Raw genomic sequence first — 21631 nt, forward strand, 5'->3', positions numbered from 1 at the left:
TGACCTGCGCAAGAGGCAGACCGCGGTGGCTGCCGCGGCGAAGAGCGACGGCTGCCGTGCCGCGAGGTTGACACAACGTCCGGACGCGGTGCCCTGGCTGGACACATCACGCGTTGTGGTGCTCGGGCCCGCTCGGGATGCTCGGTGTGTCGGAGCGCACCACGCAGGTCGCGCGACCCATGACACACGGCCGGGAGACGAACATGACCGCACTGTCGCCGCACCTTCGCCAGGCCACGCCCGTCGTGGCGGTCAGGGGCGAGGGCGTCCATCTCCACGGCGAGGACGGCCGCCGCTATCTCGACTTCACCGCCGGTATCGGTGTCACCAGTACCGGCCACTGCCACCCCAGGGTCGTCGCGGCGGCGCAGGAGCAGGTCGGCACGCTCGTCCACGGCCAGTACACGACGGTCATGCACCAGCCGCTGCGGCAGCTCGTCGACAAGCTGGGCGAGGTGCTGCCGGCGGGCCTGGACAGCCTGTTCTTCACCAACTCCGGCAGCGAGGCCGTCGAGGCCGCACTGCGGCTGGCCCGCCAGGCCACCGGCCGGCCGAACGTCCTGGTGTGCCACGGCGGCTTCCACGGCCGTACCGTCGCCGCCGCCTCCATGACCACCTCCGGCACCCGTTTCCGCTCCGGCTTCTCCCCGCTGATGAGCGGCGTGGTCGTCACCCCCTTCCCGACGGCCTACCGCTACGGCTGGGACGAGGAGACCGCGACCCGATTCGCCCTGAGGGAACTCGACTACACGCTCCAGACGATCTCCTCGCCCGCCGACACGGCCGCGGTCATCGTCGAACCGGTCCTCGGCGAGGGCGGCTACGTCCCCGCGACCCGTGCCTTCATGGAGGGGCTGCGGGAGCGCGCCGACCGGCACGGCTTCCTGTTGATCCTGGACGAGGTACAGACGGGCGTCGGCCGCACCGGCCGCTTCTGGGGCCACGACCACTTCGGCGTCACCCCCGACATCCTCGTCACCGCAAAGGGCCTGGCCAGCGGCTTCCCGCTGTCCGGCATCGCGGCCTCCGAGGAACTGATGACCAAGGCGTGGCCCGGCTCGCAGGGCGGCACCTACGGCGCCAACGCCGTCGCCTGCGCGGCGGCCTGCGCCACCCTCGACGTCGTACGCGACGAGAAGCTCGTGGAGAACGCCGAGGCGATGGGCAAGCGGCTGCGGCAGGGATTGGAGGCGGTGGCCGACCGGACGCCGGGCATCGGCGACGTGCGCGGTCTCGGGCTCATGCTGGCCAGCGAGTTCGTCACCGAGGACGGCAGCCCCGACCCCGAGACCGCCGCCCGCGTCCAGCGCGCCGCCATCGACGAGGGCCTGCTCCTGCTGCTGTGCGGGGCCTGGAACCAGGTCGTACGGATGATTCCCGCGCTCGTGATCGACGAGACGGCCGTGGACGAGGGCCTCCAGGCCTGGGCGACCGCGGTCGAGGTCGGCACATCGGGAGCGGCAGGGCGATGACGGACACCACCACGGCCCTGGAGCCGCTGGTCGCGCGGCTCGCCGAGACCGCTCCCGGCCTGCGGGTGGAGACCGGCGCGGGCCCCACCGGCCCCTACGCCTACGACGCCTCCAACTACCGGGTCCCGCCGCGGGCCGTGGTCTTCCCCCGCAGCGCCGATGACGTGGTCGCGGTGCTGCGGGCCTGCCGCGAGGCACACGTTCCGGTCACTGCGCGAGGCGGCGGCACCAGCATGGCCGGCAACGCGGTCGGGCCCGGAGCCGTCCTGGACTTCTCCCGGTACATGAACCGGATCCTGGACATCGACCCGACGGCGCGCACCGCGCGCGTCGAGGCCGGAGTGATCCTGGACGCGCTGCGCGGTGCGACCGCCCTGCACGGACTCACCTTCGGCCCCGACCCGTCCTCGCACAGCCGCTGCACCCTCGGCGGCATGATCGGCAACGACGCCTGCGGCAACCGCTCCGTGCGGCACGGGCGGACCAGCGGCCACATCGAGGCGCTGGAGATCGTGACAGCCGACGGCGTGCGGGCCGTCGCCGACCGAACCGGCCTGCGCGCGGCCGACCCGGGCGACCCGGACGCGGTCCGTCGAGTCGCCCACCTCGAAGCGGACCTACGACGCCTCATCGACGGGAACCTCGCGGCGATCCGCACCGAGCTGGGCCGGGTACCGCGCCAGGTCTCCGGCTACCAGCTGCACCACCTGCTGCCCGAGCACGGCTTCGACGTGGCTCGCGCGCTGGTGGGCACCGAGGGCACCTGTGCGGTCGTCACCGCGGCGACGGTCCGCCTGATGGCGACCGCACAGGCATCGGCGTTGCTCGCGCTCGGCTACGACGACGTGGTCGACGCCGCCGAGGACGTGCCGGAGATCCTGCGTTGGAACCCCACCGCCGTGGAGGGCATGGACGAGGCGATCGTCGCCACCATGCGTGCCCGCCGCGGCCCCGGCGCCGTCACCGGGCTGCCCGAGGGACGCGCCTGGCTCTACGTCGAGCTCGACGGCGACGACCAGGCGGCCGTCGACGCCCGCGCCGCCGAACTGCTGGACGTGCTCAAGGCCCGGGGCCGGATGACCGGCGGGCGGGTCGTGCACAGCCCGGCCGAGCGGCGCTCGCTGTGGCGGGTGAGGGAGGACGGGGCGGGGCTGGCCGCGCGACTCGTCGACGGCGGGGAGTCCTGGCCCGGCTGGGAGGACGCGGCGGTCGCACCCGAGAACCTGGCCACCTACCTGCGCGACTTCCGCGGACTACTGGCCGCGCACGGCCTGACCGGCGTGCTGTACGGGCACTTCGGCGCGGGCTGCGTCCACGTACGCATCGACTTCGACCTCGCCACGGACACGGGGCGTGCCGCCACCCGCCGGTTCCTGACGGAGGCGGCCGCCCTCGTCGTCGAGCACGGCGGAAGCCTGTCGGGCGAGCACGGCGACGGGCGGGCGCGCGGTGAGCTGCTGGAGGTGATGTACAGCCACCGGCTGATCCGGGCGTTCGCCGCCTTCAAGGAGATCTTCGACCCCGAGGGGCTGCTCAACCCCGGTGTCATCGTGGCCCCGGCACCGCTGGACGCCGACCTGGCGCTGCACACGCCCGACGTGCTGCCCGTCGACACGCTGTTCTCCTTCCCGCACGACGAGGACGGTTTCGCCGGAGCGGTCCGCCGCTGTGTCGGAGTCGGCCGCTGCCGCAGCGACGCCGGCGGAGTGATGTGTCCCAGCTACCGGGCCACGGGGGAGGAGAACGACTCGACACGAGGCCGGGCCCGCCTGCTCCAGGAGATGGTGCGCGGCGGAACCGTCCAGGACGGCTGGCGCTCCGCGGACGTACGTGACGCCCTCGACCTGTGCCTGTCCTGCAAGGCCTGCTCCAGCGACTGCCCGGTCGGCGTCGACATGGCCACGTACAAGGCGGAGTTCCTGCACCAGCACTACAAAGGCAGAGCCAGACCCCGCTCCCACTACTCCCTGGGCTGGCTGCCCCTGACGTCCAGGCTCGTCGGATACGCGGCCCGCCCGGTGAACGCGCTGCTGCGCGGGCCCCTCGGGAAGCTGCTCGCCCGCCTCGGCGGCGTGACCACGAAACGCCGGATCCCCGCCTTCGCCTCCCGGCGCGCGCTGCGCCAGGGCCTGCGGACGGCGAGAACCGGTGAACCGGCGAAGACCCTTCTCTTCGTGGACAGCTTCACCCGGGCCTTCCGCCCCGAGGTGGCCGGGGCGGCGAGCCGGGTTCTCGCCGACGCGGGCATTCCCTGCACGACGGAGGACGGCCAGTGCTGCGGCCTGACCTGGGTGAGCACCGGCCAGCTGTCGATCGCGCGCCGCATCATGGCCCGTACGGTCGCCCGCCTGGACAACGGCGACGACCGGCCCATCGTCGTGGCCGAACCCAGCTGCGCCGCGGCCCTCAAGCGTGACGTGCCCGAACTCCTCGGCACCGACGCCGCCCGCCGTGTCGCGGCCCGGGTCCACACCCTCACCGGAGCCCTGACCGACCTCGCCGCACCCGGCTGGGCGCCGCCGGAGCTGCCGGACACCGTCGTCCTGCAGACCCACTGCCACGAGTACGCCACCTTCAAGGGCCGCCACCCCCGCGACCTGCTCGGCAGCCTCGGCGTACGGCGGGTCGACGAGGCCGAGGGCTGCTGCGGACTCGCAGGCAACTTCGGCTTCGAGGAACAGCACTACGACACCTCGATGGCCGTCGCCGACCTCGCTCTCAAACCCCGCCTCGACCAACTCCCGGACGCCACGCGGGCCGTCGTCGTGGCCGACGGCTTCAGCTGCGCCACCCAGATCGACCACCTCGCCTCAGAGCGCGGCATCCGTGCCCTGCACCTCGCGGAACTCCTCGACCCCGCCGCCGACCGACCCGGACCACCAGGAGAGACCTCATGACCGACACACCCACGCAGTTGTTCATCGGCGGCGCCTGGGTGGACGCCGCGGACGGCGCCACCATGTCCGTCGACGACCCGGCGACCGGCGAGATCCTCTGCCATGTCGCCGACGCGGGGCCCAAGGAGGCCCGGCTCGCCGAGGAGGCGGCCGTGCGGGCGCAGACGGAGTGGGCCCGTACGGCACCCCGGGTGCGCAGCGAGATCCTGCGCCGCGCCTACGAGATCATCATCGAGCGCACCGACGAGCTCGCCCACCTGATGACGTCCGAGATGGGCAAGCCGTTGGCCGAGGCCAGGGGGGAGGTGGTGTACGCGGCCGAGTTCTTCCGCTGGTTCTCGGAGGAGGCCGTCCGCATCGACGGCGGCTACGGCACCCTCCCGGACGGCCGCAACCGCATGCTGCTCTCCCGCCGCCCGGTCGGCCCCTGCCTGCTGATCACCCCGTGGAACTTCCCCCTGGCCATGGGCACCCGCAAGATCGGCCCGGCCATCGCGGCCGGTTGCACGATGGTGCTCAAGCCGGCCCCGCAGACCCCGCTGTCCAGCCTGGCGCTCGCCGCGATCCTCAAGGAGGCCGGGCTGCCGGACGGTGTACTGAACGTCGTCACGACCTCTCGTGCGGGGGAGGTGTGCGAGCCGCTCCTGCGCGGCGGGCGGATCCGCAAGCTCTCCTTCACGGGTTCCACTGCCGTCGGGCAGCTACTCCTCGCCCAGAGCGCGGAGGCGGTCGTACGGACCTCGATGGAGCTGGGCGGCAACGCGCCGTTCATCGTCTTCGAGGACGCCGACCTGGACAAGGCCGTGGACGGCGCGATGGTCGCCAAGATGCGCAACATGGGCGAGGCGTGCACGGCGGCGAACCGCTTCTTCGTGCACCGGTCGGTGGCGGAGGAGTTCGGGCGGCGCCTGGCCGAGCGCATGGGCGCGCTCGTCGTGGGCCCCGGCACCCGGGAAGGTGTCGACGTCGGCCCTCTGATCGACAGGACGGGACGCGGCAAGGTGGAGGAACTGGTCGCCGACGCTGTGGAGCGCGGGGCCCGGGTGCTCGTCGGCGGCAGGACCCCCGAGGGCCCCGGCTGCTTCTACCCGCCGACCGTGCTGGCCGGCGTCGATCCCGCAAGCCGCCTGATGGGCACGGAGATCTTCGGCCCCGTCGCCGCGATCCTCACCTTCGACGACGAGGACGAGGTGGTGAGCCGCGCGAACGACACCCCCTGGGGCCTCGTCGGCTACGTCTTCACCGAGGGCCTCGACCGTGCCCTGCGCGTCAGCGAGCGGCTGGAGGTGGGCATGGTGGGGCTGAACACGGGCCTCGTGTCCAACCCGGCCGCTCCCTTCGGCGGGATCAAGCAGTCCGGCCTCGGTCGCGAGGGCGGCCGGATGGGCCTCGACGAGTTCCTGGAGTACCAGTACCTCGCGGTGCCCGTGGGATGAGCGGAGAGGCCCCGACTCCACCGCATCACGCACCGTGACCTGTCTCCTGCCCAGGCCCATGGACCGACCGGGGCCGCGGCGGCAAACTTCTCGACCCCAGGAAGAAAGAACATGTCGTTCCTCAAAACCATCGACACCCGTCCCTCCTCCGCGCCGCACCGCTCCGGCCCGCTCCCGGAACGTCTGGTCTCCGGCGACCCCGCGTTCATGACCTGGCCCCAGGACATCGCCCGCGGGGAGATGATCCACACGGGGGTCTGGGAGGCGACGCCCGGCGAGACGCTCTCGGTCAAGGGCGAGACCTTCGAGTTCTGCCACATCCTCGCCGGCATCGTCGAACTCACGCCGGAGGGTGGCGAGCCGGTGGTCTACAAGGCGGGCGACAGCTTCGTCATGAAGCCTGGCTTCGTCGGTGTCTGGAGGACCGTCGAAACCGTGCGCAAGATCTACGTGATCGTGAAGTGACGCGTCGCTCAGCCGCGCACTGAGCCGCCGGGACCGTCGTCAGGCCAGGTGCCGGGCGGTGATCTCCGCCGCCGTCTCGGCTACCAGCCGGCCCAGGCCGGGCAGCCGGCGGGGCTCGAAGCGGGAGTCGGGCAGGGAGGCGGCCACGGCGGCCAGCGGTGTGCCCTCACCGTCGAGTACGGGTGCCGCGATGGCGCAGACGCCCTGAAGGTACTGGTTGTGGTTGACGGCGTAGCCACGCTCCCGCACGCGCCGGAGTTCCGCCCGCAGCTCTTCCGGGTCGGTGATGGTCTCCTCGCCGTACCCCTCCAGCGTGCCCGCGGTGACCTCGTCCATCTCGGACTTGTCCAGGTGGGCGAGGACGGAGTTCCCGGCGGCGGTGGCGTGCAAGGGTGAGGTGTCGCCGATGGCGTGGAAGGTGCGTACCGGGTGGTCGCAGTCGACGCGGTCGACGACGACCATGCCGTGCAGGGCGTCCGGCACGGACAGGTGGATGGTCTCGTTCAGCTCGTCACGGAGCCGGATCATGGGCTCACGCGCTGCGGCGAACAGGCTGGAGCCCTGTAGGGCGGCGGGTCGTACGGCCAGTACGCGGGCGCCGATCTCCCAGCGGGTGGTGTCCTTGCGGTTCGCGCGCAGCCAGCCGGCCTCGGCCAGGGTGACCAGAGTGCGCTGCACGGTGGACTTCGGCAGTCCGAAGAGCTTCGTCAGCTCCCCGACGGTCACGGGCTGATGCCGGGCGACCGCCTCCAGGACGCGCAGCGACCTCGTGACGCTCTTCATTTCCATGCGATGCCCCCTCAGACCTGTGGATTCTCGTTCTCACCTCGTGACTCCGTGTGGAGTCACGACAAGATCATGCCGGATTCTAGCATGCTGTTCCACAATGCGGCATGGAGTCCGGGGGTGGCCGGTCGGGGCGGTGGCTGTGGTGACAAAAGGCCGGAGGCCGGCTCCGCGCGCGTCAGCGTGCGAAGCCGGCCTCCCGTGGCGGGTGGCCGGCAGCCGGCCTCCGTTCAGGCGCCCAGGCGGCGCTGTGTGATGTCCGTGGCCGTTTCGGCGACGAGGCGGCCCCACTTGGGGGCGCGTTCGCCGTCGTACCGGGCTTCGGGCATGGAGATGGCCACGGCGGCCAGCGGGGTGCCGTCCTCGTCGAGAACGGCGGCGGCGACGGCGCAGACTCCCGGCCGGTACTGGTTGCGGTTGACGGCGTAGCCGTCAGCGCGGACCCGGTCCAGCTCGGCGCGCAGCTCGTCGGGGTCGATGGGGGTCGTGTCGCTGAACCGCTCCAGCCCCGCCGTGATGAGTTCTTCGACGTCCCGCCTCGGCAGGTGGGCGAGAACGGCCCGCCCGACGGCGGTGGCGTGCAGGGGCGAGGTGTCGCCGATCGTGTGGAAGGTGCGTACCGGGTGGTCGCAGTCGACGCGGTCGACGACGACCATGCAGTCCAGCGCGTCCGGGACCGACAGGTGGATGGTCTCGTTCACCGCGTCCCGAAGGCGAACCATGGGCTCCCGTGCCGCGGCGAACAGGCTGGAGCCCTGTAGGGCGGCGGGTCGTACGGCCAGTACGCGGGCGCCGATCTCCCAGCGGGTGGTGTCCTTGCGATTGGCGCGCAGCCAGCCGGCCTCGGCCAGGGTGACCAGAGTGCGCTGCACGGTGGACTTCGGCAGTCCGAAGAGCTTCGTCAGCTCCCCGACGGTCACGGGCTGATGCTGGGCGACCGCCTCCAGGACGCGCAGCGACCTCGTGACGCTCTTCATTTCCATCCGGTTTCCCCCCGTTAATCCTCGAAATTTCTGCTGGACACCCTCTTGACTCCCTTCCGGGCCACTGCCATTGTCTGTGCCAGATTCTAGCACAGCATTCCACAATGTGGCACGGCCTCGCGGAGGATCCCGACGAGGTGAGTGAGCCGGACTGCGAGACGCGGCGGTCAAGAGCTGCGGGCCCCACCGAAGGGCACGGCTCCCGTCAAACCATCTCGAATCGAACAGCCTCACGTCGAGGGCCCAGGATGCGCCCCGGCGATACGAAAGGAAAGCCCTGTGTCAGCTGCCAGGAAGCGCGTCGCGGTGGTCGGCGTCGGAACGATGGGCAGCCAGGCCGCCTGGCGGCTGGCGGCCCGCGGCGCCGAGGTCGTCGGATACGACCGGTACGCACCCGGCCACGACCGCAGCGCCGCCGGCGGCGAGTCCCGGATCTTCCGCAGCGCGCACTTCGAGGACTCCCGGTACGTCCCGCTGCTCAAGCACGCCGACGTCCTGTGGGACCGGCTTCAGCTGGAAACGGGCCGGGAACTGCGGCGGCTGACCGGGTGCCTGCTCATGGGGCCGACCGAGCACCAGCAGATGGCGACCGTCCTGGAGTCCATCGCCGAGCACGGCCTCGACCACGAGGTGCTGGACGCCGAGTCGCTCGCCAAGCGCTTCCCGCAGTACCGCATCGAGGACGGCGACGCGGCCGTGCTCGACCGTCACGCGGGCCTCATCCGGCCGGAGCTGACCGTCCAGGCCGCCGCCCGCCGCGCCGAGGAGCTGGGTGCCGTCATCCAGCGCTACACCGCCGTCCGCGAGATCGTCCCCGTGGCGAACGGCGTGGAGATCCGCACCGACGCCGGCAGCGAGCACTTCGACACGGCCGTCGTCACCCCCGGCCCCTGGGTCAACGACCTGCTGCCCGACCTGCCGTGGCAGGTGGACGTCCGCCGCCTGGTCAGCGCCTGGTACGTGCCCACCACCGGGGCCTGGTTCGGCGAGGAGCGCCCGGCGTTCATCCGCACGGCACCCACCCACTGCTACGGCCTGCCCTCCCCGGACGGTGTCTCCGTCAAGCTCGGCCTGTCCCGCGCACTGCACCGGCCGGCCGGCGACCCGAACCAGCTGGACCGGACCGTGCAGCCGGAGGAGCTGGAGATCTTCGCCGAGCTGATGGGGCGCCACATGCCGGACCTCAACCCCGACCCGATCCGCCTCTCCGTGTTCATGGAGGGCTACACCGAGAGCAGCCGTCCCCTGGTCGGTCCGCTGCCCGGCGCCGAGAACGTCATCCTGCTCGCCGGATTCTCCGGCCACGGCTTCAAGCTCTCGCCCGCCTTCGGCGACATCGCCGCGGACCTCGCGCTGGACGACGTCTCGTCCCAGCCCATCGACTTCATCTCCACCCTCGACCGCGCGGAGGCATGACCATGAACGACACCACGCTCTCCGTGGGCACCCTGCGCGCCGAGCCCGGCACCAAGACTCGCGGCACCGTGCGCGCCGACCTCGGCACGCTCACCGCCGACATCCCGGTCACCCTGGTCAACGGCACCCGCCCCGGCCCCCGCGTCGTGATCACCGCCGGCGTCCACGGCGGTGAGTTCACGCCCGTCGACGCGGCCGTACGGCTCACCGCGCTGCTGGAACCCGGCGAGGTGTGCGGGCAGGTGGTCATCTGCCCGGTCGCCAACCCCCCGGCGGTGTACCAGGGCCGGCTCAACGTCTCCCCGGCCGACGGCGTGAACATCAACCGTGTCTTCCCCGGCGACCCCGACGGCAGCCCCACCGAGCGGCTCGCCGCCTGGCTCTTCACCCACCTGATCGACGGCGCCGACGTCTACGTCGACCTGCACTGCGGCGGCATCGACCAGGTCCTGCGCGACTTCGTCGGCTACCGCCTCACCGGCGACCCGGACCTCGACAAGGCGACATCCCAACTGGCGGGCTCCTTCGGCATCGAGGACGTCATCCTCGGGCTGAAGCCCGACGGCGGCAACAGCCACGCGGCCGCCGCCCGCCGGGGCATCTCGGCGGTGCTCGTCGAGGTGGGCGCACTCGGGCAGCGTGACGCGGCCACGGCCCGCCGCCGCGTCGACGGCCTGTACCGGGCGCTGCGCCGGCTCGGCGTGCTGGACCCGGACGGCTCCGCCCCGGTGCCGATCCGCGAGTGGGTCTGGTCCGCGGGCGTCACGGCCGAGGCCACGGGCCTGTGGTACCCGGAGTTCTCCTTCGACGCCGACGTCATCGGCGAAGTGGCGGAAGGTGACGTCCTCGGCCGCATCGTCGACCCGGCCGACGGCCGGGAGCACACGGTCCACGCCCCGGCCGGCGGGCGGATCTTCTACGGCATGCACGGTCTGACCGTCGCCCCCGGCGCCGAACTGGCCGCCCTGGCCGTCCCCTGGGACCCCGACCCGGCCACGCGAACCGGCACCCTCCGCACCCCCGGCACGGGCGTCGGATCCGACGAGGTGGCCCCCCGCCCCTAGACCCCACCCCACCCCACCCCAGCCGCTCTTCACTCACGTCCCCCCGGCCACTCCCTTCCAGGGCCGGCAGTACCAGGAGGCACACGATGAACGATGCCCGGATCGACCGCAGACTGTTCCTGCGCGGAATAGGCGGGGTCACGGCGGGTGTCGCCGCCACCACCGTCCTCAGCGGCTGCGGCACCGGCACCAGCCGGTCCGTCACCGGCGGAGGCAAGGGCTCCAAGACGCTGGTCGTCCGCGACAGCGGCGGCACGTACGGCGACGCCAACCAGAAGGCGATCTACGAGCCGTTCACCAAGGAGACCGGCATCCGGATCGAGGTGGTGAACATCCAGTACGCGCAGATGCTCGCCCAGGTCCAGCAGGGCCGCCCCCAGTTCGACGTCATCGACGACTCCATGTCCGACTTCCTGCGCTTCAAGAAGGCGGGCGCGACCCAGGACCTGGACTACGACAGGCTGAAGAACTTCAAGAACGCCGGCATCGCCAAGACCCTGGTCACCTCCAACGCGCTCGGCAAGAACTACTGGGCCAGCGTGATGGCGTACCGCACCGACGTCTGGGGCGGCAAGAAGCCCTCCTCCTGGGCCGACTTCTGGGACACCAAGGCCTTCCCCGGTGACCGTGCCCTCCAGGGCCTGGACGCGGACCGGCCCGTGCTGGAGTTCGCCCTGCTCGCCGACGGGGTGCCCCTGGACAAGCTGTACCCCCTGGACCTGGACCGCGCCTTCAAGTCCCTGGACCAGATCAAGGGATCCATCAAGAAGTACTGGGACACCGGCGCCCTGCCCGGCGTGCTGCTGGGCCGCAAGGAGGTCGTCGCCACCGACGTCTGGCACGGCCGCCTCGACGCCCTGATCAAGCAGGGCTCACCGCTCGCCTACCAGTGGAACGGCGCGCGCCGGCAGAGCAACGCCCTGGGCATCCCCAAGGGCACGGCCAACCTGGACGCCGCCTACCAGCTCATCGACTTCGCGCTGCGGCCGGACGTTCAGGCGCACTACGCGGAGCTGTACCCGATGGCGCCGACCGTGCCCGCCGCCTTCAAGAAGCTCTCCCCGACCACCGCCGCGAACCTGGGCAGTTCCCCGGAGCACCTGAAGGCCGGCTTCGACATGGACGTCGAGTGGTGGGCCGAGCACCAGGACGCGGTCGCCAAGCGCTGGCAGGAGTGGACGCATGCCTGAGACACACGTGGTGCCCGAGCCGTCGCTCGCCGCTCCCGCGGCACTGGCCGGCAGCGGCAAAGCCCTGTCCGTGCAGCGACTGCGCAAGACGTACGCGGGAGTGACGGCCGTCGACGAGGTCTCCATGGAGATCGCGGCGGGCGAGTTCGTCACCTTCCTGGGCTCCTCCGGCTCCGGCAAGACCACCACCCTGATGATGATCGCCGGGTTCTGCGAGCCGGACTCCGGCAGCATCGTCGTCGGCGGCAACGACGTGACCCACCTGGCCCCGCAGAAGCGCGGACTGGGCTTCGTCTTCCAGCAGTACCTGCTCTTCCCGCACATGACGGTGTGGGAGAACGTCGCCTTCCCGCTGCAACTGCGCGGCGTGTCCAAGGCGGAGCAGCGTCGACGGGTCGGCGAGACGCTGGAGATGGCCGGCCTGTCCAAGATGGCCCGCCGCCGGCCGCGAGAGCTGTCCGGCGGCCAGCAGCAGCGCGTCGCGCTGTGCCGGGCCCTGGTCTACCGGCCACCGGTGATCCTCATGGACGAGCCGCTGGGCGCCCTCGACAAGAAGCTGCGCGACCAGCTCCAGACCGAGATCAAACGCATCCAGCAGGAACTCGGCCTGACCGTCATCTATGTGACGCACGATCAGGAGGAGGCCCTCGTCCTGTCCGACCGCATCGCCGTCATGCGGGACGGGCGGATCGACCAGTTCGACACCCCGCAGGAACTCTTCGAGCGCCCCCGCACCCCGTTCGTCGCCGACTTCCTCGGCGCGGCCAACTTCCTCTCGGGCCGCGTCGAGGAGCGGCCCGACGGTGGCGCGTACACGCTCGTACGGCTCGACACCGGAGGGCTCATCAAGGCCCGCCCGTACACGGGGCCGTCCTCGGCGAAGGTACGCGCGGCGGTCCAGCCAGGGCGGCTGTACCTGTGTCCCGCCGGCGACGGCTTCTGTACCGGGACCGTCGAGACGGTCACCTACGTCGGCACCCTCGTCCGGGTCACCGTCCGCCCCGACGGCGGCACGGCGACCGACCTCGTACGGCTGGAGCTGCCCGCGGGCCGCGCCCCGGCCCTCGGTGAGCGCGTCGACCTCGCGGCGGATCCCGAGAACGTCAGCGTGTTCGCCGACGCGGAAGACGGGGGCTGAGGACGATGGCCGTGCTCGCTCCGGCACCGGGCTCCGCAGCCCCGGTGGCCCGCAGGAAACCACCGGGCCGTCTGCTGTCCGACCGCCGCACCCGCTTCGGACTGCTCAACGCCGCACCCATCGTCGTATACCTGCTCGTCCTCTTCGTCTATCCGATCTTCAGCATCCTGATGCTGAGCCTCAAGGGCGAGAGCGGAGGCTTCACCCTCCACTGGTACACCGACGCCTTCCAGGGCGCCAACCTGGAGATCCTTTTCACCACGCTGCGGATCTCCGCCGAGACGTCGCTGCTCAGCCTGGTCATCGGCTTCGTCCTGGCCGCCGCGGTCTCCCGGCTCAAGCCCCTGTGGGCGGGCCTGGTGATGGTCATCGTGGTCGTCCCGCACTTCATCAGCGCGCTCGTGCGCACCTACGGCTGGATCATCCTGCTCGGTGAACACGGCGTCGTGAACAACGCCCTGACCGGCCTTCACGTCCCGGGCGCACCCTTCCAACTGCTCTACAACGAGCTGGGAGTCGTCATCGGCACCACCTCGGTGATGCTGCCGTACACCGTGCTGCTGCTGTACGCGGTCATGAAGGGCATCGACCGCCGGCTGATGGCCGCCGCGGCCAGCATGGGCGCCGGCCGGATCACCATCTTCCGCCGGGTCTACGTGCCGCTGGTCGCTCCCGGCCTCGTCAACGCCGGCGTGCTGTGCTTCATCCTCTGCCTCGGCTACTACATCACCCCAGCCCTCATGGGCGGCCCGAAGCAGACCATGGTCGCCTCGCTCATCGACACGCAGGTCATGAAGCAGGACCAGTGGAACGGCGCCTCCGCCCTGGGCATCATCCTGCTCCTGCTCACCTTCGCCGGACTGCTGCTGCTCAGGCTGCTGAAGTCGGCGGTCGAGGCGTACCGGAACCGAGGTACGACGTCATGACCGAACTCCGCTCCACCCTGGCCGGACGCATCACCCTGGCCGTCCTGTCCACGCTGATCCTGCTGTTCCTGGTGCTGCCGATCGTCGTCATCGTCATCACCTCCTTCGGCAAGGACGCCTTCGGCTCCTTCCCGCCCAGCTCCTGGACGCTCAACTGGTACAAGGTGCTGTTCGCCGACGGCAGCAAGTGGCCGGCCGCGCTGTCGCTCAGCGTCCTCGTGGCCTGCCTGACCACCGTCTTCTCCCTCGTCCTGGGGATGACGGCGGCCACGGCCCTGGCCCGCAGCCACCTGCCGCTGCGGACGGCGGTCTACGGCCTGGTCCTGGCCCCCCTGGTGATCCCCCAGGTCGTCATCGCCCTCGGCCTGTTCCTCTTCTTCGAACCGGCCGCGATGCTGGGCAGCCCGATCGCCATCGCGCTCGGCCACACCGTGCTGGCCTCGCCGATCGCGGTGATGATCCTCGTGGCCACGCTGCAGGGCATCGACGAACGGCTGGAGGACGCGGCCGCCAGCATGGGCGCGGGCCGGCTGACCGTCGCCCGGCGCATCACCTTCCCGCTGGCCATGCCCGGCCTGATCGCCGCGGCGATCTTCTCCTTCATCACCAGCTTCGACGAGTTCTTCATCTCCCAGTTCCTGTCCTCCGTCGACACCGTGACCCTGCCGGTCCAGGTGTTCAACGTCCTCCAGTACGACGTCGACCCGTCGGTGACGGCCGTCAGCGCCATCCTCATCGGGATCGCCGTCGTCGCCCTCACCCTGGTCGGCGTGGTCCGCCGGCTCAGCGGCGTCGGCCGGCAGGACGGCCTGCTGCCCACCGAGCCCGGTGCGGGACTCGGCGCGGGAAGCGAGGCCGCGTCATGACCACCGGCACCCGGGCGGCGGCCGGTGACCTGTCCGCCACGGCGGCCAGACACCTCCTGCTCCACATGACCCCCAACGGTTCGCTCGCCCCCCAAGGCGAGGACCTCCTCGTCGTCCAACGGGGGGAGGGCCCGTACGTCGAGGACGCGGACGGCAGGCGCTACATCGACGGCCTGTCGGGGCTGTACTGCTGCCAACTCGGCTACTCCTACGGCCCCGAGTTCGCCGAGGCCGCCGAACGGCAACTGCGCGAGCTGTGCTACAGCCCGCTGTGGACCGGCTCCGCGCACCCCACGGCCATCGAACTCGCCGAGCGGCTGTCGCGGATCGCCCCCGTCGACATCGAGCACACCTTCTTCTCCAGCGGCGGCGCCGAAGCCGTCGAGACCGCCTGGAAGATAGCCCGCCGCTACCACGCCCTGCGCGGCGAGCCGGGCCGCACCAAGGCGATCGCCCGGCGCGGCGCCTACCACGGCCTGACCATCGGCGCCCTGTCGTTCACCGACGACCCGGGGCTGACGGAGCCGTACGGCCCACCGGCGATCGACACCCGCTTCGTGTCGAACACCAACCGGCACGGCCTCGCACCGGAGTTCGCGGACGACGAGGTGTTCACGGCGTGGCTGCTCGCCGAGTTGGAGGCCGCGATCCTGGCCGAGGGCCCGGAGACCGTCGCGATGCTCATCGCCGAGCCGGTGCAGAACCGGGGCGGCTGCATCACCCCGCCCCAGGGGTACTGGCAGGGACTGCGGGCACTGGCCGACCGGTACGGCTTCCTGCTGGTCGCCGACGAGGTGATCACGGGCTTCGGCCGGGTCGGGGAGTGGTTCGGCGGGGACCGATACGGCGCCCGCCCGGACCTGGTCACCGTCGCCAAGGGCATCACCGCCGGATACGCCCCCCTGGGCGCGACCCTGGTCGGCACCAAGGTCACCGAGGTCATCAACCGGCCCGGCGCGGTCCTCAACCACGGCTACACCTTCGCCGGTCACCCGCTGAGCGCAGCCATCGCCCTGCGCAACCTGGAGATCATGGAGCGGGACGGGATCCTGGAGAACGTCCGCGCCCTCCAGGACGACCTGGCCAGGCGCATGGCGGCCCTCACGGACCTGCCGATCGTCGGCGACGTACGCGGCGCGGGGTTCTTCTGGTCCTGCGAACTCGTCGGCGACCTCGACGGCGGCGGCTTCAGCGACACCGCCCGCAAGGAACTCATCGCCGGCCTGATCCCGCGTCGACTGCGGGAGGCCGGCCTGCTGGTCCGCGTCTACGACCGCTCGGCGCCGCTGGTCCAGATCGCGCCCCCGCTGATCAGCGACCGCGCCGTCCTCGACCGTATCGCCGCGATCATCGCGGGCACCCTCGCCGAGGCGTCCGCCCGCCTCTGATCCACGCATTCCCGTATTGGAAAGGAACGACATGTACTCCATCGGTTCGCTGACCGTCGCCCCCGGCGAGCGCGCCCAGGGCCTCATCCCGGTCGGCACCAGCACCTACGGCGTGGAGCTCGGCATTCCGCTGATCGTCGTCAACGGTGTGCAGGACGGCCCGGTCCTGTGCGTGGACGCGGGTGTGCACGGCGACGAGTACGACGGCCAGGAGGCCATCCGGCGCGCCCTGGCCGAGCTCGACCCGGCCACGCTGCGCGGCACCGTCGTCGGCATCCCCTGCATGAACACCCCGGCCTTCGAGGCGGCCGCCCGCGCGAGCGGCATCGACCACCTCAACCTCAACCGCATCTTCCCGGGTGACGCCGAGGGCTCGTACTCGCAGCGGCTGGCCGCCACCTTCGTCGAGCAGGTCGTCCCCGCCGTCGACGCCCTGGTCGACCTGCACACCGGTGGTGCCTACGGCGAGATCGCCCCGCTGGTCATCCTCCAGGGCGGCTACGAGGACCTGGCGACGGACCTCGCCCTCGCCGCCGGGCACGAACTGGTCTGGAAGGGCGGCAAGTGGGGCGGCACGGTCCGCCACCCCGTCCTCGCGGCCGGCAAGCCCGCCATCACCATCGAGTGCGGCGGCGCCACCTACCGCGAGACCAACGTCGAGCACCACCTGCACTCGATCCGCAACATCCTGCGCCGGCTCGGGATGACCGACGGCGAGCCGGAGCTGCGGGACACCTACACGACCGTCTCGGGCACCTTCGCCCGCTCCGCCGCCGGCGGCTTCTTCGTCGCCCGCGCCGAGCCGGGGGAGACCTGCAAGGAAGGCGACCTGATCGCCACCATCACCGACCACTACGGCAACACGCTGGAAGAGGTCAGCGCGCCGCAGGACGGAATCGTGCTCTGGGTGCGCCGGATCCGCACGGTTCGCCCCGGCGACGAGGTCGTCATCTTCGGCGAGGTGCTCGGGGAGATCCGGCCGTGAGCGGCGAAATGCAGCTGACCGAGCTGCTCATCGACGGCAAGCAGGTCCCCGCCGCCGACGGCCGCTCCTTCACCGTCCTCGACCCGTCGAACGGGACGGCCATCGCTCAGGTGGCCCTGGCCGGCACGGCGGACGTGGACCGGGCGGTGGCTGCCGCGCGCGCGGCCTTCACCACTCCCGAGTGGGCCGGGATGCGCGCCGCCGACCGGGGCCGCATCCTCCACCGGATCGCCGAGACCATCCGCTACCAGGGCGAACGACTGGCGCGCCTGGAGAGCCAGGACGTCGGCAAGCCCCTGAGGCAGGCCAAGGCCGATGTCGAGGCGGCGGCCCGCTACTTCGAGTTCTACGCGGGCGTCGCCGACAAGCTCGGCGGTTCGACGATTCCCCTCGGCCCCGGCCTGATCGACTACACCGTCCGTGAGCCGATCGGCGTTTCCGGCCACATCATCCCGTTCAACTACCCGCTGCAGAACACCGCGAGAGGCTCCGCCCCGGCGCTGGCCGCGGGCTGCACGGTGGTGCTCAAGCCGTCACCGGAGGCGCCGCTCACCCCGCTGGAGATCGGCAGGATCGCCCTTGAGTGCGGTCTTCCGCCGGGTGTGCTCAACGTGGTGCCCGGTGACGGCGAGACCGGCGCGGCCCTGGCCGGCCACCCGGACATCGACCAGGTGACCTTCACCGGCTCGGTGCCCACCGGCATCAAGGTCGCCCAGGCCGCCGCCGCCAACGTGGTGCCCACTGTCACGGAACTCGGCGGCAAGTCGCCGGTCGTCGTCTTCGCCGACGCCGATTTCGACCTGGCGCTCGGCGCTGTCGCCGCCTCCGTGTTCGGGAACGCCGGACAGACCTGCTCGGCAGGAACCCGGCTGCTGCTCCAGCGCGGCGCCGAGGAGTTCCTGGACAAGCTCGTCGCGCACGCCGCGTCCCTGCGTCTGGGCCCGGGTCTCACCGATCCGGACGTCGGCCCTCTCGTCGCGGCACGGCAGCGGGACCGGGTCCTCGGCTACCTGGAGCTGGCGCGGCAGGAGGGCGCCGTGGCACGGGCCGGGGGAGGAGCCCCTTCGGACCCTGATCTGGCCGACGGCTACTACGTCCAGCCGACCGTCCTGACCGGGCTGGACAACGAGGCCCGTTGCGCCCGCGAGGAGATCTTCGGTCCGGTCGTCACGGTCATCGAGTTCGACGACGCGGCCGAGGCACTCCGGATCGCCAACGACAGCCCGTACGGCCTCGCCTCGTATGTGTGGACCCGTGACATCGACAAGGCGATGCGCATGGCCGAGGGCATCCGGGCCGGCCAGGTCTATGTCAACGCCACCGGCGTCGGCACCGGCGTCGAGCTGCCCTTCGGCGGCTACAAGCACAGCGGCTGGGGCCGGGAGAAGGGCCTCGAAGGCCTGGCCAGCTACCTGCAGACCAAGAACGTCTGCATCGGATTCGGAAACCGGTCATGAGATACCGCACGCTCGGTGAGCGCGGCCCGACCGTCTCGGTGGTCGGCGTGGGCGGCAACAACTTCGGCGCCCGCCTCGACGAGGACGGCACGAAGGCCGTCGTCCACGTCGCCCTCGACGCGGGGATCACCCTGTTCGACACAGCCGACATGTACGGCGGTTCCGGCGAACTGGGCGGCTCCCGCGGCGACGGCGAACGGCTCCTGGGCGCCGCCCTCAAGGGCCACCGTGACCACGTGGTGCTGGCCACCAAGTTCGGCATGGAGGTGGGCCGGGACGCCGACCTGTACGGTCCGCGCGGAGGCCGCGCCTACATCCGGTACGCGGTCGAGGCATCGCTGACCCGGCTCGGCACCGACCGGATCGACCTGTACCAGTACCACGAGCCGGACGGCGTCACGGCACTGGAGGAGACGGTCGCCGCCCTGCGCGAACTCGTCGACGAGGGCAAGATCCGGTACATCGGCTGCTCCAACCTCCCGGCGGAGCACCTCACCGACGCCTTCGTGTCCGTCCAGGCCCGCTACCACCTGCTCGACCGCGGCGTGGAGCAGGACCTGATCCCCGCCTGCCTGCGCGACGGCGTCGGTCTGCTGCCGTACTACCCGCTGGCCAACGGCCTGCTCAGCGGCAAGTACCGGCGCGGTGAGGAGCCCCCGCCCGGCAGTCGTCTGTCGTGGCGGCAGGGCTGGCTCACCGACGCGGCCCTCGACCGGGCCGAGGCGCTCACCGAGTACGGCGCCGAACGCGGCCTGACCCTCCTCCAGGTCGCGGTCGGCGCACTGGCGGCCCTGCCCGCCGTCGGCTCCGTCATCTGCGGAGCCATGACCCCCCATCAGGTCGCCGCCAACGCGGCGGCGGCCGCCTGGATCCCGAGCCCGGCCGACCTGGCCGCGCTGGACGCGATCGTCGCCCCCGGCGAACGCGTCGTCTGAAGCCCCCGACCCCCTCCCTATGAAGCCCCCAACTCCCTCCCGAAACGCGCGAGATCGAGGTTGAACACCATGCGAGAGATCGTCACTTTCGACGCCTACGGAACCCTGGTCGACTTCCAGCTCGGCCCCACCACCCTCAAGGTCATCTCCGACCGGCTGAACCTGGACAACCTGGACGTCGACGAATTCCTCGACGACTTCCGCGTCATGCGCTTCCAGGCCGTCCTGGAGGCCTACCGCCCCTACCACGAGATCCTGCACTCCAGCCTGCGCAACGCCATGCGCCTGCACGGCCTGGAGTACCGCGAGTCCGACGGCGACGCCCTGGTCGAGGCCGTCCCCACCTTCGGCCCCTTCCCGGAGGTCCCGGACGCGCTGCGCGCCCTGAAGACCAAGTACGAGATCGCCATCATCTCCAACAGCGACGACAACCTGATCGCGCGGAACGTCGAGAACATCGGCGTCGAGTTCGACCACGTCATCACCGCCCAGCAGGCCGGCGCCTACAAGCCGGACCGGCAGACCTTCGAGCACGCCTTCAAGACGATGGGCGTCGAGCCGTCCCAGGTCATCCACACCGCGCAGGGCTGGGAGTACGACCACATCCCGACCCGCGACCTCGGCCTGAAGCGCCGGGTGTGGATCAACCGCTACGGCCGCCCGGGCAGCGCCGACTACCAGCCGTACGACGAGCTGCGTGACCTGTCGGGCCTGCCGAAGCTCCTCGGCTGCTGACGGCTACGGCGCACCGGCGAAACAGGACTGAGAGACACAGAGGACGCACGCCATGAAGCAGATCCCCTACTGGCTGGACACAGCCCCCACCCTGCCGGACCGTACCGGACAGGACCTGCCCGACGAGGCGGACGTGGTGGTGATCGGCGGCGGTCTCACCGGCCTGTCCACCGCCTACCACACCGCCCGCAAGGGAGCCCGGACCGTCCTCGTCGAGAAGGACAAGGTCGGCTCGGGCGCCTCCGGGCGCAACGGCAGCATGTGCACGCAGGGCATCACGATCAGCCCCGCCGAGGCTCGCAAGCGCTTCGGGCAGGAGCGCGCACTTGAGCTGTACAACGCCTTCCGCGAGGCAGTCGACGTCGTCGAGGACCTCACACAGAAGGAACGGATCGACTGCGACTTCCACCGTTCCGGGCGCCTCGGCCTGGTCTGCAAGCCCCAGCACTTCGAGGGCCTGCGGGCCAAGCAGCGCGACCTGGCCGAGAACTTCGGCCACGAGACGGTCGTCCTGAGCAGGAGCGAACTGCGGGCCGAGATCGGCTCCGACTACTACCACGGCGCCCTGCTCGACCCGCTCAGCGCGGGCCTGCACGTGGGCAAGTTCGTCAGCGGCTTGGCGGACGCCGCCGAGCGTGCGGGCGCCGAGATCCACGAGCGCAACGCCGCCACCGGCCTTACCCGCCTGTCCGGCGGCGGCTTCCTGGTGGAGACCCTGCACGGCACCATCCGTGCCAAGCAGGTCATGGCGGCGACGGACGCCTACACCGACAAGTCGATGCCGTGGTTCCGCAAGCGGCTGATCAACGTCGGCAGCTTCATCATCGTCACCGAGCCGCTGGGTGAGGCACGCGCCAAGGAACTCATCCCGAACGGCCGCCTGCTGGTCGCCCACAAGAATGTCGGCCACTACGTCCGCCTCACCCCGGACAACCGCCTCGCCTTCGGCGGCCGGGCCCGCTTCGCACCCTCCAACCCGGCCTCCGACGTCAAGAGCGGTGACATCCTCAAGCGGGAGATGACCGAGATCTTCCCGCAGCTGGCGGGGGTGAAGATCGACTACGTGTGGGGCGGCATGGTGGGCTTCTCCTGGGACCGCATCCCGCACGCGGGAGAGGTCAACGGCCTGTACTACTCCATGGGTTACTGCGGCCACGGCGTCCAGATGGCCACTTACATGGGCCGCGCGATCGCCGAGATGATGGACGGCAAGCCGGAGGCCAACCCGCTGCGCGGCTTCGGTTTCCCGAAGGTCCCCGTCCCCTTCTACAACGGCACACCTTGGTTCCTGCCGTTCGGCGGCGCCTACTACAAGGCGAAGGATCGCCTGTTCTGAGCGGTACCGACACCGGTGACACCACGGGGGCCTTTTGCGCAGCGGCGCGGAAGGCCCCACCAGGCCTCCCGGGACAAGGCCCGCGGTCGTTGCCGTCCCCATGGCCGCCGTCGCAAACGCGTCGGCGGATGATGGGCGGCACGGACGCCGAGGACC

The 21631-nt window shown here is 71.1% G+C and carries 18 protein-coding genes; 16 read left to right on the top strand and 2 right to left on the bottom strand.

The window, feature by feature from the left end; translation table 11 throughout:
- Positions 1–203 precede the first annotated feature (203 nt).
- The 4 genes from OG870_RS34180 to OG870_RS34195 all read left to right on the top strand — a co-directional run bounded on the left by OG870_RS34180 (position 204) and on the right by OG870_RS34195 (position 6270).
- Positions 204–1472 carry an aspartate aminotransferase family protein gene (locus OG870_RS34180; protein ID WP_327691791.1) on the top strand — a complete coding sequence of 423 codons (1269 nt, stop codon included), beginning with the start codon at positions 204–206 and terminating at the stop codon, positions 1470–1472.
- Entirely contained in the window at positions 1469–4369 is a 2901-nt protein-coding gene (locus OG870_RS34185; protein WP_327691792.1) for an FAD-binding and (Fe-S)-binding domain-containing protein, read from the top strand. The genes OG870_RS34180 and OG870_RS34185 overlap by 4 nt, the downstream gene beginning before the upstream one ends.
- Entirely contained in the window at positions 4366–5805 is a 1440-nt protein-coding gene (locus OG870_RS34190; RefSeq protein ID WP_327691793.1) for an NAD-dependent succinate-semialdehyde dehydrogenase, read from the top strand. The genes OG870_RS34185 and OG870_RS34190 overlap by 4 nt, the downstream gene beginning before the upstream one ends.
- A 111-nt stretch (positions 5806–5916) precedes the next feature.
- Positions 5917–6270: a cupin domain-containing protein gene (locus tag OG870_RS34195; protein WP_266590493.1), complete on the top strand. Its 354-nt coding sequence runs from the start codon at positions 5917–5919 to the stop codon at positions 6268–6270.
- A gap of 39 nt (positions 6271–6309) precedes the next feature.
- Here OG870_RS34195 and OG870_RS34200 read toward each other — a convergent pair whose 3' ends face one another.
- A complete protein-coding gene (locus OG870_RS34200; protein ID WP_266592530.1) occupies positions 6310–7053 on the bottom strand; it encodes an IclR family transcriptional regulator in 744 nt (247 codons plus the stop codon).
- Positions 7054–7286: 233 nt separating this feature from the next.
- Entirely contained in the window at positions 7287–8033 is a 747-nt protein-coding gene (locus OG870_RS34205; RefSeq protein ID WP_266590495.1) for an IclR family transcriptional regulator, read from the bottom strand.
- 285 nt (positions 8034–8318) lie between these two features.
- Here OG870_RS34205 and solA point away from each other — a divergent pair, with 285 nt between their 5' ends.
- The 12 genes from solA (at position 8319) to OG870_RS34265 (ending at position 21475) form a co-directional block, all read left to right on the top strand.
- On the top strand, positions 8319–9455 hold the full coding sequence (gene solA / locus OG870_RS34210) for an N-methyl-L-tryptophan oxidase (protein ID WP_266590497.1): 1137 nt from the start codon (positions 8319–8321) through the stop codon (positions 9453–9455).
- A 2-nt stretch (positions 9456–9457) separates the two neighbouring features.
- A complete protein-coding gene (locus OG870_RS34215) occupies positions 9458–10519 on the top strand; it encodes a succinylglutamate desuccinylase/aspartoacylase family protein (RefSeq protein ID WP_327691794.1) in 1062 nt (353 codons plus the stop codon).
- An 86-nt stretch (positions 10520–10605) separates the two neighbouring features.
- Positions 10606–11709 (top strand): ABC transporter substrate-binding protein, encoded by a 1104-nt coding sequence (locus OG870_RS34220; RefSeq protein ID WP_266590501.1) that lies wholly within the window; start codon positions 10606–10608, stop codon positions 11707–11709.
- On the top strand, positions 11702–12847 hold the full coding sequence (locus tag OG870_RS34225) for an ABC transporter ATP-binding protein (protein WP_266590503.1): 1146 nt from the start codon (positions 11702–11704) through the stop codon (positions 12845–12847). Before OG870_RS34220 ends, OG870_RS34225 begins: the two co-directional genes overlap by 8 nt.
- A gap of 5 nt (positions 12848–12852) precedes the next feature.
- Positions 12853–13773: an ABC transporter permease gene (locus OG870_RS34230; protein WP_405625093.1), complete on the top strand. Its 921-nt coding sequence runs from the start codon at positions 12853–12855 to the stop codon at positions 13771–13773.
- Positions 13770–14639, top strand: a complete 870-nt coding sequence (locus OG870_RS34235) for an ABC transporter permease (RefSeq protein WP_266590507.1) — start codon at positions 13770–13772, stop codon at positions 14637–14639. The genes OG870_RS34230 and OG870_RS34235 overlap by 4 nt, the downstream gene beginning before the upstream one ends.
- Positions 14636–16027: an aminotransferase class III-fold pyridoxal phosphate-dependent enzyme gene (locus OG870_RS34240; RefSeq protein ID WP_266590509.1), complete on the top strand. Its 1392-nt coding sequence runs from the start codon at positions 14636–14638 to the stop codon at positions 16025–16027. The genes OG870_RS34235 and OG870_RS34240 overlap by 4 nt, the downstream gene beginning before the upstream one ends.
- Before the next feature lie 31 nt (positions 16028–16058).
- Positions 16059–17012: a succinylglutamate desuccinylase/aspartoacylase family protein gene (locus tag OG870_RS34245; protein WP_266590511.1), complete on the top strand. Its 954-nt coding sequence runs from the start codon at positions 16059–16061 to the stop codon at positions 17010–17012.
- The gene (locus OG870_RS34250; RefSeq protein ID WP_327691795.1) at positions 17009–18469 is read left to right on the top strand and encodes an aldehyde dehydrogenase family protein; all 1461 of its coding nucleotides are present in this window, start codon (positions 17009–17011) and stop codon (positions 18467–18469) included. The genes OG870_RS34245 and OG870_RS34250 overlap by 4 nt, the downstream gene beginning before the upstream one ends.
- Positions 18466–19404 carry an aldo/keto reductase gene (locus OG870_RS34255; protein WP_327691796.1) on the top strand — a complete coding sequence of 313 codons (939 nt, stop codon included), beginning with the start codon at positions 18466–18468 and terminating at the stop codon, positions 19402–19404. Before OG870_RS34250 ends, OG870_RS34255 begins: the two co-directional genes overlap by 4 nt.
- 69 nt (positions 19405–19473) lie before the next feature.
- Positions 19474–20139, top strand: coding sequence for a haloacid dehalogenase type II (locus tag OG870_RS34260; RefSeq protein WP_266522703.1), 666 nt, complete (start codon positions 19474–19476; stop codon positions 20137–20139).
- Positions 20140–20191: 52 nt separating this feature from the next.
- The gene (locus tag OG870_RS34265) at positions 20192–21475 is read left to right on the top strand and encodes an NAD(P)/FAD-dependent oxidoreductase (protein WP_327691797.1); all 1284 of its coding nucleotides are present in this window, start codon (positions 20192–20194) and stop codon (positions 21473–21475) included.
- Positions 21476–21631 lie beyond the last annotated feature (156 nt).

This window comes from Streptomyces sp. NBC_00461, assembly GCF_036013935.1.
Taxonomy (GTDB): domain Bacteria; phylum Actinomycetota; class Actinomycetes; order Streptomycetales; family Streptomycetaceae; genus Streptomyces.

Bases quoted from the DNA above. Each gene is read 5' to 3' on its own strand.
- OG870_RS34180 (WP_327691791.1), top strand. From the start codon at position 204: ATGACCGCACTGTCGCCGCACCTTCGCCAGGCCACGCCCGTCGTGGCG.
- OG870_RS34185 (WP_327691792.1), top strand. From the start codon at position 1,469: ATGACGGACACCACCACGGCCCTGGAGCCGCTGGTCGCGCGGCTCGCC.
- OG870_RS34190 (WP_327691793.1), top strand. From the start codon at position 4,366: ATGACCGACACACCCACGCAGTTGTTCATCGGCGGCGCCTGGGTGGAC.
- OG870_RS34195 (WP_266590493.1), top strand. From the start codon at position 5,917: ATGTCGTTCCTCAAAACCATCGACACCCGTCCCTCCTCCGCGCCGCAC.
- OG870_RS34200 (WP_266592530.1), bottom strand. From the start codon at position 7,053: ATGAAGAGCGTCACGAGGTCGCTGCGCGTCCTGGAGGCGGTCGCCCGG.
- OG870_RS34205 (WP_266590495.1), bottom strand. From the start codon at position 8,033: ATGAAGAGCGTCACGAGGTCGCTGCGCGTCCTGGAGGCGGTCGCCCAG.
- OG870_RS34215 (WP_327691794.1), top strand. From the start codon at position 9,458: ATGAACGACACCACGCTCTCCGTGGGCACCCTGCGCGCCGAGCCCGGC.
- OG870_RS34220 (WP_266590501.1), top strand. From the start codon at position 10,606: ATGAACGATGCCCGGATCGACCGCAGACTGTTCCTGCGCGGAATAGGC.
- OG870_RS34225 (WP_266590503.1), top strand. From the start codon at position 11,702: ATGCCTGAGACACACGTGGTGCCCGAGCCGTCGCTCGCCGCTCCCGCG.
- OG870_RS34230 (WP_405625093.1), top strand. From the start codon at position 12,853: ATGGCCGTGCTCGCTCCGGCACCGGGCTCCGCAGCCCCGGTGGCCCGC.
- OG870_RS34235 (WP_266590507.1), top strand. From the start codon at position 13,770: ATGACCGAACTCCGCTCCACCCTGGCCGGACGCATCACCCTGGCCGTC.
- OG870_RS34240 (WP_266590509.1), top strand. From the start codon at position 14,636: ATGACCACCGGCACCCGGGCGGCGGCCGGTGACCTGTCCGCCACGGCG.
- OG870_RS34245 (WP_266590511.1), top strand. From the start codon at position 16,059: ATGTACTCCATCGGTTCGCTGACCGTCGCCCCCGGCGAGCGCGCCCAG.
- OG870_RS34255 (WP_327691796.1), top strand. From the start codon at position 18,466: ATGAGATACCGCACGCTCGGTGAGCGCGGCCCGACCGTCTCGGTGGTC.
- OG870_RS34260 (WP_266522703.1), top strand. From the start codon at position 19,474: ATGCGAGAGATCGTCACTTTCGACGCCTACGGAACCCTGGTCGACTTC.
- OG870_RS34265 (WP_327691797.1), top strand. From the start codon at position 20,192: ATGAAGCAGATCCCCTACTGGCTGGACACAGCCCCCACCCTGCCGGAC.